The following is a 15,537-nucleotide window of genomic DNA, read 5'->3' as shown; positions in this document are numbered from 1 at the left end:
GCCCCAATCTAGCTTCTTACTTTACAAAAAGCAATCTGGATGGCTGGAAGAACCAGTGAAAATCATCCTTGATTTAAAAAGCCATAATTAATGTAGTAATCCATTTGGCTGCCCCCATGGATGCCCCAGAATGAAAAAGATTTTTGCTTCGGAAAAAATGTTTTTTATAACATACTGATTATTAAATACTAGTTAAGCGTCCCGGAGAGGATGGTGGCAAAACCGCTAATGCGGTTTTGTCGAACCATGAATTCCTGTGCCGGAGGTTCGAATCTATACGGCACCTATAAAAATAAAAAGACCCTGCGGGTCCTTTTATTTTTATACGTCCCGGAGAGGATGGTGGCAAAACCGCTAATGCGGTTTTGTCGAACCATGAATTCCTGTGCCGGAGGTTCGAATCTATACGGCACCTATAAAAATAAAAAGACCCTGCGGGTCCTTTTATTTTTATACGTCCCGGAGAGGATTCGAACCTCCGACCTGCCCCTTAGGAGGGGGCCGCGCTATCCACTGTGCCACCGGGACATCAAAAATGTGCAATCTGTAATAGTGTACTACAAGGAAAAGAACTTTCGGTATTCGCAGATTCTCTTGGCGGGATGCCGCCGATTAAAATGCCGAGGGCCGGAATCGAACCGGCATGAGGTCACCCTCACCGGTTTTTGAGACCGGCGCGTCTACCAGTTCCGCCACCCCGGCATAGACGGCGCAAGTATATCAGGCTGATTCCGAAGGTCAATGCAGTCGTCGCAGATGCCGCGGCGGCAGCGCGGTGCTTGTGTTAATAATTTTTTATTTTCAATACTTTACAATCATACCCCCTTCACGGGCCCGCACCCTGTTATAATGTAAATGAATCATTAAAAAGTGATTTCACAGGATTATATGGCACGCAAATGGATAGCGCTTATCAGTTTTCTGCTTTTGCTGCTCTCGTCAGCGGTTTACGCTGAAGGGAAAGCGGTGGTTTTGGATCTCTCGGGCCCGATAGGGCCTGCTACTCAAGATTATGTCACCCGCGGCATCGCCCATGCTGAAAAAGAACAGGCAGCCGCCGTCATTATTCAATTAAATACCCCTGGCGGCCTGGATAGCTCCATGCGCGGAATAAACGAAGCTATCATTCAATCGCCCGTGCCGGTCATTGCTTACGTCTTTCCTTCGGGTTCGCGCGCAGCCAGCGCCGGCTTGTTCATTCTGTATGCCAGTCATGTCGCCGTCATGGCACCCGGTACGAATGTGGGCGCCGCATCGCCGGTCAATCTGCTGGGTTCTTACAAACCCACTGACAGCAAGGATACGACGGTGGAAGAAAGAAAAGTCATGAATGACGCCTCCGCTTATATCCGCAGCCTCGCGCAACTGCGTGGCCGCAACGCAGACTGGGCGGAACAGGCGGTACGAGAGGCTGCGAGCATTTCTGCCAATGAAGCCAAACAGCTAGGTGTAATCGATGAAATCGCGGACGGATACCCTCAAATGATGCAGCAGCTGGACGGCCGCACCGTCAAAATCCAGGGTGTTTCACAAAAGCTCTCCACCCACGATCTGAAACTCGAGCTCATGCATCAGGATTGGCGTTACCAGTTTCTCGCCTTCATCACCAATCCCAACATTGCCTATATCCTGATTTTGATCGCCATCTATGGCATTTTCTTTGAGTTGTCCAATCCCGGACTGGTCTTGCCGGGCGTCGCCGGAGCGATTTCATTACTCCTGGTTCTTTACGCGTTTCAGCTAATGCCTATCAATTATGCAGGGCTGCTGCTGGTCCTGCTAGGAATCAGCTTTATGGTATTCGAGGTATTTGTATCCAGTTTTGGTGTCATCGGCATTGGCGGGGTCATTGCGTTTATCATAGGATCCATTATGTTATTCGATTTTCACGATCCCTACTATCGCTTATCCTGGTCGCTTATCATGACCATGAGCATCCTGACTATTGCATTCTTTTTCATGATCATCAGCCTGATCGTCAAGTCGCATAAAAACAAGGTCGTGACAGGAGAAGAAGGCATCATAGGCAGCCAGGGTGTGGTGCTGAGCGTATCGGATGACAAGACCGCCGTGCGGGTAGCCGGTGAAATATGGGATGCGCGCTCTGAGCACGCTCTCCAGACCGGAGACAGGATACGCGTCCGGCATATCCATGGATTAACATTAATAGTTGAGCCGCTTGCGAAAAACAAGCGAGCTGAGTAAATTTCTATTGACCACAGTGCGCATATGCCCCGTGGTCAACTTAAAGAGAGAGCTGGCGTCTCTCCCCTTAAGCAACCCCATCGCCATGGTTCCCGCGGAGAAGCGCGGGATTATGCACACTAGGAGGCTAGCCATGTACATTCCCTATATCGTGATAGCGGCCATCGTATTGATTCTGCTTTTCAATTTCTTCCACGTCCTGCGTGAATACGAACGCGCCGTCGTTTTCACCCTGGGAAGGTTCTGGAAGGTGAAAGGTCCCGGTCTCATCATCATCGTGCCGCTTATCCAGCAAATTGTGCGCGTGCAATTACGCACCGTGGTCATGGATATACCGCCCCAGGATGTGATTTCACGTGACAATGTATCCGTCCGCGTCAACGCGGTCGTGTATTTCCGCGTCATTGACGCCGAACGCGCGGTGATACAAGTGGAAGATTACTTTGCCGCTGTCAACCAGCTGGCGCAAACGACCCTGCGCTCTGTCCTGGGTCAGCATGAGCTGGATGAAATGCTGGCGGAACGCACCAAACTCAATACCGACATTCAAAAAATCCTGGATGAACACACCGAAGCCTGGGGCATAAAGATAGGCATGGTGGAAATCAAACAAATCGATTTAAATGAAAGCATGATACGCGCAATCGCGCAGCAGGCTGAAGCGGAACGCGGCCGCCGCGCCAAGGTAATACATGCCGACGGTGAGTTGCAAGCATCCCAAAAACTGGCGGAAGCGGCGAAAATTCTTGCCCAGGAACCACAAGCCCTGCAACTACGCTACTTGCAGACACTTTCGAATATTGGCGAGGAAAAAAACACAACGATTGTGTTTCCCATTCCCATAGACTTTATCTCCACCTTCATCAAGAAATAAGCCCGGTGCCGGGTTTCGCCGGCTCTCCTCGCGTGCCGCGCGAGGAGAGCCGATACTTCATCATACTTCCACAGGATCCACATCCAGCATCCACTTCACTGAATAATTCGCCGCGGCAGATTCCAGCTTGCACAAAATACCGCTCAACGCGCTCTGTAAAACACTGCGTTTCAGTGTTTTCACCAACAAATGCTGGCAGTGCAGTCCCTTGCGTTTTGAGAGCAGCGCCGGCACGGGCCCCAGCACCGTCACGGTTTCCATGGATGCTGGCAGCATATCCTTGATGCAGGCCAGAAAATCCGCCGCATCTTGCTCCTTATAAGCTTCCGCTCGAAAGACGGCGAAATAAGAAAACGGCGGCAGCACTGCCGCTTCGCGTTCATCCAGCAACTTTCTTGCAAACGTCTGATATCCTTCCCGCAACAACGTTTGCAGCAGCGGATGGTCAGGATGACGCGTCTGAATCACGACAGTTCCTGTTTTTTCAGCACGGCCAGCGCGTCCCGCCACCTGCACCAACAATTGTCCCATTTGTTCCGCGGCGCGAAAATCCGCGCTGAATAATCCATTGTCCGCGTCAATGATTCCAACCAGCGTTACCCGGGGGAAATGATGCCCTTTCGCAAGCATTTGCGTGCCGAGTAAGATTGCCTTTTCTCGTGAATGAATTTCGCCTAGCAATGATTCCATCGCTCCCTTGCGTTGAGTGCTGTCACGGTCGACGCGTATGACCGGCACCTCAGGAAAATGCTTTTCCAGTGTCTGCTCGACACGCTGCGTGCCCTGGCCAACCGGCTGCAGTGCATCCTCCTTGCACTGCGGACACTGCCTGGGAATATGACTGCGCGAATCACAATGGTGGCATTGCAGGCGCGGCGGCGATTGATGATACACCATGCGCGCGTCGCAGCGTTTGCAGCCGGAAATCCAGGCGCATTGCGTACAATATAAAACCGGCGCGAAACCGCGCCGGTTTAAAAACAGCATGACTTGATTGCCCTGATCAAGATGGTGCCGCATGCAATTCAACATTTCAGGAGACAATCCTTCTTCTGCAGGCGCGCTGCGGAGATCCAGCAAACGATATTGAGGCAGGCGCGCCGCGCCTGCGCGCTGCGGCAAGGTCAATAATTCATAACGATCACGCCTGACATTGAGCAATGATTCCAGCGAAGGCGTCGCAGATCCGAGAACAATGGGAATCTGATTATAACTGGCGCGCATGATGGCAAGATCCCGTGCGTGGTAACGGAAACGGTCTTGCTGTTTGAAAGAGGGATCGTGCTCCTCATCCACAATAATCAGACCCAGATTCGAAAACGGGGTAAATACCGCGGACCGCGTACCTATTACAATCGCCGCCTCGCCCGATTTCGCCGCAAGCCACACCCTCAGGCGTTCCTGCTCCGAAAGACTGGAATGCAGTGCTGCGACAGGCACAGAAAAACGGGCGCGAAACCGCTCTATGGTTTGCGGCGTCAAGCTGATCTCCGGCACCAGTACCAGAATTTGCCGGCCCTGACGCACATTCTCCGCCATGACCTGCAGATAGACTTCCGTTTTTCCGCTGCCCGTCACACCATCCAGCAAAAAAACCTTGAAGGTATTCAGCGCGGAAGCGACCGCGCTGACAGCAAGCCGCTGCTCAGCGTTTAACGGCAGCGGCTGATCCGCTTCACCTGCCCGGGCGGCTGCCCTGACCTTTCTTGCCGCCGGCGGTTTGCCTTTGCGCAACAACACGGGAAGCGCGCTGGCCAGCACCTCACCCAGGGCGTAATGATAATAATCAGCCGCCCAGCAGCATAATTTGTAAACATCGGCTGTGAACTGGGACTGGGTATCCAGAACTTCCAGGGCAGGCTTAAGCTTTTCATAAGGCACGGACGATTCAATTTCAACGCTGATTAAAATACCAACCAGGGTACGGGATTGAAAGGGAACTTTAACTCGCACCCCAGGTATTAATGAATTATAATCAATACCTTGTGGCGGAAGGTAATCGAAGAGACGCCGCAAGGGCGTGGGAAGGGCGATGCGGATTATGGGCGTATTCGTCATGGCATAATCATTCAGAAGTGCATTTTGGCATTATAGGCGTTATATAATAATAAAATAGTACAAACATGTTAAAAAAGAGGTAAACGACATGCCATATCTCAATTCAAATCAGCTGGAAGTGGCTCTGGACAAGATTTTTGAATACATGGAAACCAAGGGCGTAAAATTTGATCCGGAAAAAAAAGAAGAATTCAAAAAGAGGATTGCCCAGGATCTGCATAATCAGTTGTCACATGATGACATCAAGGATGTCAATGTCCAGAAAAAACTGATCTCTTGCATCTCGTCGCTAGCCATGGGAAAGCAGAAAGAATATGACAACATGGTCGACAGGCTTAAATCAGATGAAAAAAATACGCCCGATCCAAAGCTGGAAAAGAAACTGACTCTGGAAATGATTCTCCTCGCGACACTGACTAAATTGATGGATCCGGAACAAAAGAAAAAAATGGAATTGAAGCCGGACGAATTCAAGAAAAAAATGGTTGAATCGGCAAAAGAAAATGACAAAAGCCCTGACAAGGAAAAAAATGCAGAGGCACTGGGCAAACAACTGGATGATACCTTGCGCAATCTCTACGGCGGAGACAATCCTACCATTAATGGTGAAATCCAGTTTCCCATCCTGGGCCCGACTTTTGGCAATCTGACGGGTCTCACCAACCAGGCCAGTGCCGACCCTAACGCCGTATCAAAAATGGTTGATGACATTACGGCCAACCCAGGCAAAGCTGACTATCAGGGACTGGAAAACACAGCACTGATCAGGGATCTGGGCGAAGGAGTTGATTTAAGCGCCGCATTGTCGCCAACACTCAGGGCGCACTAAACAATGGGCAATGAATCCAGCGAAAATAATCCGTTATTACAGCTTTTATCCACAACCTTCACGACCATCCCGTTCAACCAGATGCTGGGATTGCAGCTGGATCGCATTGAAGCTGAACACGTCGTCATGAATTTCAGCATGAAAAATGAACTGATAGGCAACTATCTATATGGCATTCTGCATGGCGGAGTGATTTCATCTGTTTTAGATATGGCAGGCGGCATGGTTGTCATGGCAAATTCCATATTAAAAAATCAGGAAAAGCCCGTTGCTGAATTAGTCGGAATTGTCGGCAAGACCAGCACTATCGATTTACATATCAATTACGTCAATCCAGGACGTGGAAATCTCTTTATTGCCAAAGCCTGGCTGACCAAAAGCGGCAAGAAAATTTCATTCGCGCGCATGGAGCTCTTCAATGAAGATGAGCTACTGATCGCGACCGGCAGCGCCACCTACCTGCTGAAATAATCCCCACGGCGTTCACGCCATTTCGGGTTTTCTTTTGCATTCACATCCTCCGTTCCCGGATTGAACGGCTTGATGCGAAATTTATATTCATTCGGTAAACTCATATTTTACCCATTCCGCCTTCCCTCCTGACGATTTCATCATTATGATATGCCTGCAATCAGTCTCAGATAAAGAAAGAACGAATAATATAAAAGGAGTTACACAATGCATAACGTCTTGGTGATTGGCGCAGGAAAAATTGGCTCACTGATTTCATTTTTATTGGCCCATTCAAATACTTATTTTGTTCATCTCGCTGATATTCAAAAAGAAAACCCTCATGTTCGCCGGCTGGGGGAACTTCCCAATTTCAAATATTCCCAACTGGACGCCAACGATATCAACAGTATTTCCGAGTTCCTCAAGCAGAATAAAATCGACGCAGTGATTTCATCACTTCCCTATTATTGCAATATCCCTATCGCGAAAGCCGCCGCGGCCCATCACTTGCATTACTTCGACCTGACTGAAGACGTGGAAACCACCAAGGCTGTTGAAGAACTGGCCAGGCATGCAAAAGGCGCGTTTGTACCGCAATGCGGACTCGCGCCGGGTTTCATCAGTATCGTCGCCAATGACCTGATGAAGAACTTTCCCAAACTGGACACCGTCAAAATGCGTGTCGGCGCGCTTCCCACCAATATCAGCAATGCCTTGCAATACTCCCTGACATGGTCAACCGACGGCCTCATCAATGAATATGGAAATCCCTGCCAGGCGGTTGAAGACGGCGAACAAGTTGACTTGCTGCCCCTGGAAGGACTGGAAGAAATCAAGATAGACGGTTTGACCTATGAGGCTTTCAACACGTCCGGCGGCATAGGCAGTCTGGTGCATACCTATTTTGGCAAGGTCAAACACCTGAGTTATAAGACCATACGCTATCCCGGCCACTGCGCGAAAATCCGCTTCCTCATGAACGACCTCAAACTGAATGACGATAGAGACACCCTGAAGCGTATCTTTGAGCACGCCATTCCCAAAACCTATCAGGATGTGGTGCTCGTTTATGTTTCCGTGACCGGGACACAGGATGAGCAATTTGTGGAAGAAAATTATGTGAAGAAGTTTTATCCAAAACGCATAGGCGGCCACCGCTGGTCAGCCATTCAGTTAACCACCGCATCGGGAATCTGCGGCGTGGTGGATCTGGTCTTGCATAACACCGAAAAATATCACGGCTTTGTGCGCCAGGAGCAATTCGCATTCAATGACCTGATTTCAAATCGCTTCGGCGAATATTACGCGTAATAAGGGGACGTCATGGATTTATTACAATCACTGCATCTGAACAATCAACATAACAGCGGCGCAAGCACCGGGAAACACTGGTGGTCTCGTCACAAGGATGACGGCGAAATCATTTCTTATAATCCCGCGAATGGTGAAACCATCGGTTCCGTCTATCGCGCATCAGAAGACGACTATGAACATATAGTCAAAGAAGCGCATCAGGCGTTTCTTTCCTGGCGCGAGGTGCCCGCTCCAAAGCGCGGCGAAGTCGTGCGCGCCATTGGCGATGAATTGCGCAAGTGCAAAGACTTTCTTGGCAGCCTGGTCTCGCTGGAGATGGGTAAGTCCAAGCAGGAAGGCGATGGTGAAGTGCAGGAAATGATAGACATGGCTGACCTCGCCGTGGGTCAGGCGCGCATGTTGTACGGCAAAACCATGCATTCCGAGCGTTCCGAACACCGCATGTATGAACAATGGCATCCGCTAGGCGTGATCGGCGTCATCAGCGCTTTTAATTTCCCTGTTGCCGTCTGGTCCTGGAACGCATTTATCGCGGCAGTATGCGGAAACACCGTAGTCTGGAAACCCTCCCCGAAAACACCTTTGTGCGCTCTGGCGGTGCAGCATATCTGCAATCGGGTGCTGGAAAAATTTGGTTACCGCGGAATATTTTCCGTCTTCATCACGGATAATAATGAAATTGCAAAAAAGATGGCGAATGACACGCGGATCCCGCTGGTTTCTTTCACCGGATCCACGGCTGTGGGCCGGGAAATCAACAAGATGGTGGCCGGACGTCTGGGAAGAGCACTGCTGGAATTAAGCGGGAACAATGCCATCATCGTGGATGAAAGGGCTGATCTTGCGCTCGCCGTGCCATCCGTTGTGTTTGGTGCGGTTGGAACCGCAGGCCAGCGCTGCACCACCACCCGCAGGCTGTTCATACACGAATCTCTTTACGACAAAATGGTTTCCACCCTGGTCAAAGCGTATCAGAAAATCACTATCGGGGATCCGCTGGACCAGAAAAACCTGATGGGGCCGCTGATTGATCAACAGGCTGTATCTCAATTTGAAAAAGCCGTGGCGGACGCAAAAACACAGGGTGGAAAGGTGTTGTTTGGCGGCCATGCCATCAAGAGCAGCGGCTGTTTTGTCGAACCCACCATCATTGAAGCACAAAACGACTGGGAAATCGTCCAGCGCGAAACTTTTGCGCCAATTTTATATGTAATGAAGTTCAAAACCCTGGATGACGCGCTCGCCATGCAAAATCATTCACGGTTTGGACTGTCTTCTTCCATGTTCACGCATAACCTGCTGCACGCGGAAACATTTCTGTCCGCGCGCGGGAGTGATTGCGGTATCGCCAATATCAATATTGGAACGTCAGGCGCGGAAATTGGCGGCGCGTTTGGCGGTGAAAAAGACACTGGCGGCGGCCGTGAAGCCGGCTCGGACGCATGGAAAGCCTATATGCGGCGGCAGACCAGCACCATCAACTGGGGCAAGGGACTGACTCTCGCGCAAGGCATCAAATTTGAAATTTAAACATAGGGCTTGCGCGCTGTTTTCATGGCAGCGCGCGAAAGACCGCGTCTGCAGAAAATGCTTAATTCAGAAATTCAGGTCCAGCATTTTCGCGATGAATTTTTTCAGCTTTTCATAATGTGTTCCCTGCCAATAAACGCGCTTGCATTGATCACACCGGAAATAATGGTCTTGCATTTCCCTTACCCGCGCGGGCACTGTCATATTGACTTCTTCCTGGCTCAATTCGGCCGGAACAATGCTTCCATTACACTCCAGGCATCGGGTGAACGGCTGGCATGATGGCCGCAAATCAAACCGTCTCAGCACTTCCATGACCTGGTTTTCCGGTCTGGTTTCCCGCACCCAGTAGCCATGCGTGACAGTCTTATTTTTCAACAAGCCTACATCCCGGGTAAGTATGATGCGGTTTTCCCTTAAAGCCAGCTCAATGATGGCAGCATCGTCATACTGTGTGTCATACCGCGTGTCAAATCCCAGCAGCCGCAAATACCTGGCGAGCTTGCCCAGATGCACGTCCAGAACAAAACGTGTCTGCCGCAATGGGCGCGGACGCAAGTGCGTAACAGATGAAATGTCTATTGATTCAAATACAGGATAAACGGAAATCCGGTCGCCAGGCTGCACCAGATAGGAAAAATCAACCGAAACACCGTTCACTAAAATCAGGTCGATTTCAGAGTGCGGGACACCTAATGACTCAATCACATCCTTGATCGAGACGGGAATCCTGACATGATGCGAAAATTCGGATTTTTTCCTTTCCAAAGGCAAAAAATCATTCAATTCCTCATAAAATCGAAAAAATACCGTGGCTTTCCGCATGATTTTGCCGCCATCTCCTGATCGGGCCTGGTTCATTCATGATAATATATTATTACGCTTTCCATTTATCGTACATGCGCAGAACTGTACTGACCGGACACGCGACCATGAGGATATTGCCATTCAAGGAATCACGGACTGCAACCATCGGCATTGAGCTGGAGCTCCAAATCATAAACCCCAAAACCTGCGCGCTCGTTTCACGCTCTAAGGATCTGATCCGGAATATCAAACAAAGCGATTTTAAAACCTGGATCAAACCTGAAATCACGCAAAGCATGATTGAAATCAATTCCTCGATTCATCACTCGCCCAAAGAAATGCTGGAAGAATTATCCGAAATACAGAAATTCTTAATCGCTCAGGCAAATGCCATTCATGTCGCATTTTGCGGCGGCGGCACACATCCATTTCAGAAATGGACGATGCAAAAAATCTTTCCCACCTGGCGATACAAAAAACTTTCAAAGAAATACCGGTATCTCTCCAAGCGCGCTACTGTTTTCGGACAGCATATTCACGTTGGATGCAGCAACGCAGATGACGCGCTTTATCTTACACACGCGCTCACCCGGTATGTTTCCCAGTTTATTGCGCTCAGTGCCTCGTCTCCGTTTTATCAGGGAATCGATACGGGATTTTTTTCATCCCGGTCTACCATTTTTAACGCGTTTCCCCTAAGCGGCGTCATGCCTTATCTGACTGCCTGGAGTGAATTTTCCGATTATTTCTATAAAATGAAAAATCTGAAAATTATTGGCAGCATGAAAGACTTTTATTGGGACATCCGCCCCAAACCCGAATTTGGCACCGTGGAAATCAGAGTCTGCGACACGCCGCTCACCATCAAAAAAGCCGTTATTATCACGGCTTACATACAGGCTTTATCACTTTACCTGTTAACGGAAAAACCACTCGCCATCTCACCGGATTTATATTTTCTATACAGCTACAACCGCTTCCAGGCGAGCCGTTATGGATTGGACGGCGAATTTATCAATCCTTATACCTTGCAGGAATGTTCCATCCTGGAAGATATTCTGGATACCATCAAAAAAATTCAGCGCTACGCCAATCAGTTAAATAATATGGGCTATATTTCACTGCTTATGGAAGATGTGATTAATAAAACGAGTGACGCCGGATTGGAAAGACAATTATACAAACAATTCAATTCCCTGCCTCAAGTCGTGGCCGAGCAATGCAAGATATGGGCGAAACCAGGGTGAAAAGACTCTGACCCGCCGGGCTTGCGATTACAAATTGCATGTTGATGGATAATACTGGACAATGATCACATCCCAGTGGAGCAAACCGTTGTATGGATATCATCACTAGCAGCGAATTTAATGATATTTGTAATAATATCAATACGATAATAGTCAAATTCGGGCGCATAAACCAACCCAAGGTTTTTGAAAAAGATGGCAAGACCATCATCAAGCTTTTTTATCCCAAACAGAAATGGCTCTCGTCTGACAGACTGAATCCCCGCGCTCTTCGCTTCTACAAGAACATTCAGTCCTTGCACCAACAGGGATACGATGTTCCCAGGATCATTAAAATCCAGTATTGCTCGGATTTGAAAATCTACCTGGTTTACTACGATAAAATAGAAGGCGATGATGTAAGAAAACTGGTCAATCAGGGCGCCCTGGATTTGCTCCACTCTGTCGCCGAATTGGTCGCCGGCTTGCATCAAAACGGAATTTTCTTTCGCTCAATTCACCTGGAAAATCTGCTCTATAAACCCGATGGTACCTTCGCCTTGCTGGACATTACCGATGTCCGGTTCAAATCCCGCCCACTGACACTCCATTTGCGATACCGCAACCTGAAACACCTTCTGCTGGAACGCAACGACAAGGAAATCTGGCAAAAATTCGGCGTGGATAATTTTCTCGCAGCATATTTCCGGCATGTGACGCTGCCTCCGGCTTCTCGTGAACGGTTATCGCGAATGATATACCGCGCCATCAAGTAAGGCTATTGATCAAGAACGTTCATTTAATCAAGCCCTGGATATCGAAGAGACTCGCTTCATTCCCTTTGAACATGTGTGCAATCACTCTTGTGCTCCCATGCACAGATATTTGATTTCCACATAGGAATCGATGCCGTATTTTGAACCTTCCCGCCCTATGCCGGATTGTTTAATCCCGCCAAAAGGCGCCACTTCCGTGGAAATGATGCCGGCGTTGACGCCCACCATGCCATACTCCAGCGCTTCGCAAACGCGCCATATGCGATGAATATTGCTGCTATAAAAATATGACGCGAGACCGAATTCTGTCGCATTCGCCGTGCGTATGGCTTCCTCTTCGTCACGAAAACGGAATAATGGCGCCACGGGACCAAATGTTTCTTCTTTTGCAATCCGCATGGAAGTATCCACATTCATTAAAACCGTCGGTTCGAAGAATAAGCCGCCCAGGCTATGGGATTTTCCTCCGCAGACAATGCGGGCGCCTTTTGCGACCGCATCGTCGATATGGGATTTTACCTTGGCAACAGCCGCCTCATTGATTAATGGGCCTTGGTGCACACCCTCTTCCAGTCCATTTCCTACTTTAAGCCGCGAAACTTCTGCGGCCAGCTTTTGCGAGAATTCCTCATAAACCGAATCCTGAACAAACAACCGATTGGCGCATACGCAGGTTTGACCGGAATTCCGATATTTGGAGGCAATAACACCCCTGACTGCCGCATCCAGATTGGCGTCATCAAAAACAATAAACGGCGCGTTGCCGCCCAATTCCAGAGAAATTTTCTTGATACTGTGCGCACACTCCTGCATCAGCATGCGGCCTACCGCGGTTGAACCAGTGAAAGACAGTTTGCGAACCAGATCATTCGAGGTCATTTCCCCGCCGATTTCTTCCGGAATACCCGTGACAATATTAAATACGCCTGGAGGAATTCCGGCTTGTTCCGCAAGAACCGCCAACGCCAGCGCGCTAAAAGGTGTTTCTTCATCAGGTTTGACCACCACCGTGCATCCCACAGCCAGCGCGGGTGCAATTTTTCGGGTAATCATGGCAGATGGAAAATTCCACGGCGTAATCGCCGCCACTACACCCACCGGCTGTTTAATCACAACCAAATGCTGTCCCGGAAGATTGGAAGGAATCACATCGCCGTATACGCGTCGCCCTTCTTCCGCGAACCACTTGATAAACCCGTTGGCATAATCAATTTCACCCCGGGCTTCTGAAAGAGGCTTGCCCTGTTCCAGCGTCATCAACAAGGCCAGGTCTTCCCGGTTTTCATCAATCAGCCGGGCCCAAGCCCATAAGAAGTCGGAACGCTGTTTGGCTGAAAGGCGCTTCCAGGACGGCCAGGCGGCGTTTGCAGCTGCAATGGCGCGTTGTGTTTCCGCACGCCCGCATTGAGGCACACGACCCAAGACGCTGTTGTCGAATGGATTAGTCACCGCAAAAGTCTTGCCTGAGTCCGCCCCTGTCCATGCCCCATTGATAAAACAGGATTCGCGGAACAAGCGATGATCGTGTAATCCCTGCATGGACGAGCTCCTTTACTTTCAGAAATAAAACAAGCAGTTAACAAAGCGGCAAGCATTCTGCAATGCGCGGATTATACTGAATATATGGTTAATCATAGCATATCGTATGCAACGGGGAGAACGGCAGATGAAAACTCGAAAGGCAAATCCGGTGCTGAATCTTGAACAACCCCCCAAGAGCAGCTATCTGGCGGAGGCAACACGAAGCGGGTTGCCTAACGGTGTGGGAATGTTATCCAGGGTGCTCAATGAAGCCGGGGTAAAAGCCGCCGCAGGCGCGGAAATAGCCGAGTTGGGAAATGGTTTTATTCAGGAACTGGAAGCCTTGCCACAAAACGATCTTGATGACTTGTGTATGTTTATCAATGAACACGTCAGCCCTGGAAAATCTTCCCGACCCATCTGCCGCATCAATGAAAATGGAAAACTGGAACTGGCTGACTGGCTGACAGCCAGACTCCCTGAGCAAAGCAGCGCACCTTTGCAAAAATTATTAGACCGATTATGCACCCTGGCTTATGCCGGGATTTGCACACCCACCGGAGAATTGCGCGATGATATCAGAGAATACATAGGAGAAAAGGATATCAGGGAAGCAGCACCAGTATTTAAAATGAAACAATTGATAGAGAAATTCGCCAATTCCGCGATGCTGTATTTGATAGTTCCATGCCTGAATTCCTTGGATGATGAAAACCCCAAACAGCAGTCCATCAAATACATTGTTTCCACCCTGGTGAATAATGTGAATTTGCGCACACTGCCAGACTATATCCAGAGCCGGAACAACGCCGCCGCCATCCTCAAGTCAGAAACCATCAAATTGAATGATATGCGCAGGACATTAAAAGCCACCATCAAATCATTTCGCGATGAAATGAATGCTCTTGAGCAGGAGTTGAAAAAATCAAAGATTTCCGCATCCGACAGAAATGCGCTGGTGACGCGCATAAATGAAAGACGGCACGCTTATCTCGCGCAAATTGCCGAAACAAAACAGGATTTGCGTTTGCAGATGGAATTATGCGAACAACTGCTTTATGCGGCTTACACCGCTCCGGATACCCAACCCCTGTCTCCCGGTGAATTTGAAGAACGCTGCAGACAGATGCAAAAAGACATACCTGAAGTCGCAAATATAGACCAGGCTTTGCAAAAAGCTAGGCGTCTCAGCGCGTCTGTCGAGGCAAAACATATCGTCACCCCGCAGGGAGCGAAGCGGGAAATACTGGGCATGTTTGGCGTTGACACTGTTCGCAAACATTCGGTGAATACGCTGAAGACAGCAGAAAACAAATTCTTATTAGATTATTATTCACAAAAACAGGCCGTCTTGCATTTGTTCGCTGTCGACCCTGACTTAAGCGCCATGCGGACCGCCGCTTCCGCGAATGAGATTGCGGCATGCGCGGGGCGTTTTTTACAGAGCGAGCACGCAAATGACAGAACAGCGCAGCTTTTCAAAGCCATGCGTATTTTGAGTGAAATACAGCGTTCGCAAGCCCTGCCGGAACAAGAAAAAACATTCCTGCAAAACCTGGTCCCCTTGATCAATATGCTCAGGCTGATGCACGGGAGTAAAAGTTACACATCATTGCCGAGTTATATCAATTCCGGCGAATTAAAACAAAAGCTGCTGCAGGGAGCCAAATTCGTGGCCGAAGCCGGGTATAAACTCCAAAACCGTCTTCCTGACAGGGAAAATACCGCCTATCTTCATGATCGGGTACAACAAGGCATCCCCAGGCTGAGCAGCCAAACCACGCTAAGGTCTTCATTGAAAAACATGAAAAAACAAATGGCAAAAAGCCTGCGCAACACTTATGAAGGCTTGTTTTCAGATCAGCAAAAACAAAAACCGAAAGCGACAGCCTCTGATGAAACGCGCACGCATAAAATCAAGCATGGCAATTCAGCATGAGCCGC

At 49.2% G+C, this 15,537-nt stretch carries 12 protein-coding genes and 2 tRNA genes; 9 read left to right on the top strand and 5 right to left on the bottom strand.

Features of this window, described 5'->3' with window-relative positions:
• Positions 1–455: 455 nt before the first annotated feature.
• Positions 456–528, bottom strand: a tRNA-Arg gene (locus tag AQULUS_RS00610).
• A gap of 90 nt (positions 529–618) precedes the next feature.
• A tRNA-Leu gene (locus AQULUS_RS00605) sits at positions 619–702 on the bottom strand.
• A 186-nt stretch (positions 703–888) separates the two neighbouring features.
• Here AQULUS_RS00605 and AQULUS_RS00600 point away from each other — a divergent pair.
• Entirely contained in the window at positions 889–2,205 is a 1,317-nt protein-coding gene (locus AQULUS_RS00600; RefSeq protein WP_148337616.1) for an NfeD family protein, read from the top strand.
• 133 nt (positions 2,206–2,338) lie between these two features.
• Entirely contained in the window at positions 2,339–3,079 is a 741-nt protein-coding gene (locus AQULUS_RS00595) for a slipin family protein (RefSeq protein ID WP_148337614.1), read from the top strand.
• 60 nt (positions 3,080–3,139) lie between these two features.
• Here the strand turns inward: AQULUS_RS00595 and AQULUS_RS00590 are convergent, their stop codons facing one another.
• Positions 3,140–5,137 (bottom strand): primosomal protein N', encoded by a 1,998-nt coding sequence (locus tag AQULUS_RS00590; protein WP_148337612.1) that lies wholly within the window; start codon positions 5,135–5,137, stop codon positions 3,140–3,142.
• An 88-nt stretch (positions 5,138–5,225) separates the two neighbouring features.
• Here AQULUS_RS00590 and AQULUS_RS00585 point away from each other — a divergent pair, with 88 nt between their 5' ends.
• The 4 genes from AQULUS_RS00585 (at position 5,226) to amaB (ending at position 9,263) form a co-directional block, all read left to right on the top strand.
• Positions 5,226–5,966, top strand: a complete 741-nt coding sequence (locus tag AQULUS_RS00585; protein ID WP_148337610.1) for a hypothetical protein — start codon at positions 5,226–5,228, stop codon at positions 5,964–5,966.
• Positions 5,967–5,969: 3 nt separating this feature from the next.
• On the top strand, positions 5,970–6,437 hold the full coding sequence (locus AQULUS_RS00580) for a thioesterase family protein (RefSeq protein ID WP_148337608.1): 468 nt from the start codon (positions 5,970–5,972) through the stop codon (positions 6,435–6,437).
• 207 nt (positions 6,438–6,644) lie between these two features.
• The gene (locus AQULUS_RS00575; protein ID WP_148337606.1) at positions 6,645–7,730 is read left to right on the top strand and encodes a saccharopine dehydrogenase family protein; all 1,086 of its coding nucleotides are present in this window, start codon (positions 6,645–6,647) and stop codon (positions 7,728–7,730) included.
• A 12-nt stretch (positions 7,731–7,742) separates the two neighbouring features.
• Positions 7,743–9,263 (top strand): L-piperidine-6-carboxylate dehydrogenase, encoded by a 1,521-nt coding sequence (gene amaB, locus AQULUS_RS00570; RefSeq protein WP_148337604.1) that lies wholly within the window; start codon positions 7,743–7,745, stop codon positions 9,261–9,263.
• A gap of 66 nt (positions 9,264–9,329) precedes the next feature.
• On the opposite strand, the gene AQULUS_RS00565 is transcribed toward amaB, so the two are convergent.
• A complete protein-coding gene (locus AQULUS_RS00565; protein WP_148337602.1) occupies positions 9,330–10,088 on the bottom strand; it encodes a Mut7-C RNAse domain-containing protein in 759 nt (252 codons plus the stop codon).
• Positions 10,089–10,162: 74 nt separating this feature from the next.
• Between AQULUS_RS00565 and AQULUS_RS00560 the strand changes: the two genes are divergently transcribed.
• Together AQULUS_RS00560 and AQULUS_RS00555 are read left to right on the top strand one after the other, a co-directional pair.
• Positions 10,163–11,317: a YbdK family carboxylate-amine ligase gene (locus AQULUS_RS00560; protein WP_232051808.1), complete on the top strand. Its 1,155-nt coding sequence runs from the start codon at positions 10,163–10,165 to the stop codon at positions 11,315–11,317.
• Between the two features lie 92 nt (positions 11,318–11,409).
• Positions 11,410–12,072, top strand: coding sequence for a BUD32 family EKC/KEOPS complex subunit (locus tag AQULUS_RS00555; RefSeq protein WP_148337600.1), 663 nt, complete (start codon positions 11,410–11,412; stop codon positions 12,070–12,072).
• Between the two features lie 81 nt (positions 12,073–12,153).
• Here the strand turns inward: AQULUS_RS00555 and AQULUS_RS00550 are convergent, their stop codons facing one another.
• The gene (locus AQULUS_RS00550) at positions 12,154–13,611 is read right to left on the bottom strand and encodes an NAD-dependent succinate-semialdehyde dehydrogenase (protein ID WP_148337598.1); all 1,458 of its coding nucleotides are present in this window, start codon (positions 13,609–13,611) and stop codon (positions 12,154–12,156) included.
• A gap of 127 nt (positions 13,612–13,738) precedes the next feature.
• Here AQULUS_RS00550 and AQULUS_RS00545 point away from each other — a divergent pair, with 127 nt between their 5' ends.
• Positions 13,739–15,532, top strand: coding sequence for a hypothetical protein (locus AQULUS_RS00545; protein WP_148337596.1), 1,794 nt, complete (start codon positions 13,739–13,741; stop codon positions 15,530–15,532).
• Positions 15,533–15,537 lie beyond the last annotated feature (5 nt).

The organism is Aquicella siphonis, assembly GCF_902459485.1.
GTDB classification, from domain to species: Bacteria; Pseudomonadota; Gammaproteobacteria; order DSM-16500; family DSM-16500; genus Aquicella; species Aquicella siphonis.
The sequence above is the reverse complement of the archived record's forward strand: the minus strand, read 5'-3'. Positions and strand labels throughout refer to the sequence as shown.

Bases quoted from the DNA above. Each gene is read 5' to 3' on its own strand.
- AQULUS_RS00600 (WP_148337616.1), top strand. From the start codon at position 889: ATGGCACGCAAATGGATAGCGCTTATCAGTTTTCTGCTTTTGCTGCTC.
- AQULUS_RS00595 (WP_148337614.1), top strand. From the start codon at position 2,339: ATGTACATTCCCTATATCGTGATAGCGGCCATCGTATTGATTCTGCTT.
- AQULUS_RS00590 (WP_148337612.1), bottom strand. From the start codon at position 5,137: ATGACGAATACGCCCATAATCCGCATCGCCCTTCCCACGCCCTTGCGG.
- AQULUS_RS00585 (WP_148337610.1), top strand. From the start codon at position 5,226: ATGCCATATCTCAATTCAAATCAGCTGGAAGTGGCTCTGGACAAGATT.
- AQULUS_RS00580 (WP_148337608.1), top strand. From the start codon at position 5,970: ATGGGCAATGAATCCAGCGAAAATAATCCGTTATTACAGCTTTTATCC.
- AQULUS_RS00575 (WP_148337606.1), top strand. From the start codon at position 6,645: ATGCATAACGTCTTGGTGATTGGCGCAGGAAAAATTGGCTCACTGATT.
- amaB (WP_148337604.1), top strand. From the start codon at position 7,743: ATGGATTTATTACAATCACTGCATCTGAACAATCAACATAACAGCGGC.
- AQULUS_RS00565 (WP_148337602.1), bottom strand. From the start codon at position 10,088: ATGCGGAAAGCCACGGTATTTTTTCGATTTTATGAGGAATTGAATGAT.
- AQULUS_RS00560 (WP_232051808.1), top strand. From the start codon at position 10,163: ATGCGCAGAACTGTACTGACCGGACACGCGACCATGAGGATATTGCCA.
- AQULUS_RS00555 (WP_148337600.1), top strand. From the start codon at position 11,410: ATGGATATCATCACTAGCAGCGAATTTAATGATATTTGTAATAATATC.
- AQULUS_RS00550 (WP_148337598.1), bottom strand. From the start codon at position 13,611: ATGCAGGGATTACACGATCATCGCTTGTTCCGCGAATCCTGTTTTATC.
- AQULUS_RS00545 (WP_148337596.1), top strand. From the start codon at position 13,739: ATGAAAACTCGAAAGGCAAATCCGGTGCTGAATCTTGAACAACCCCCC.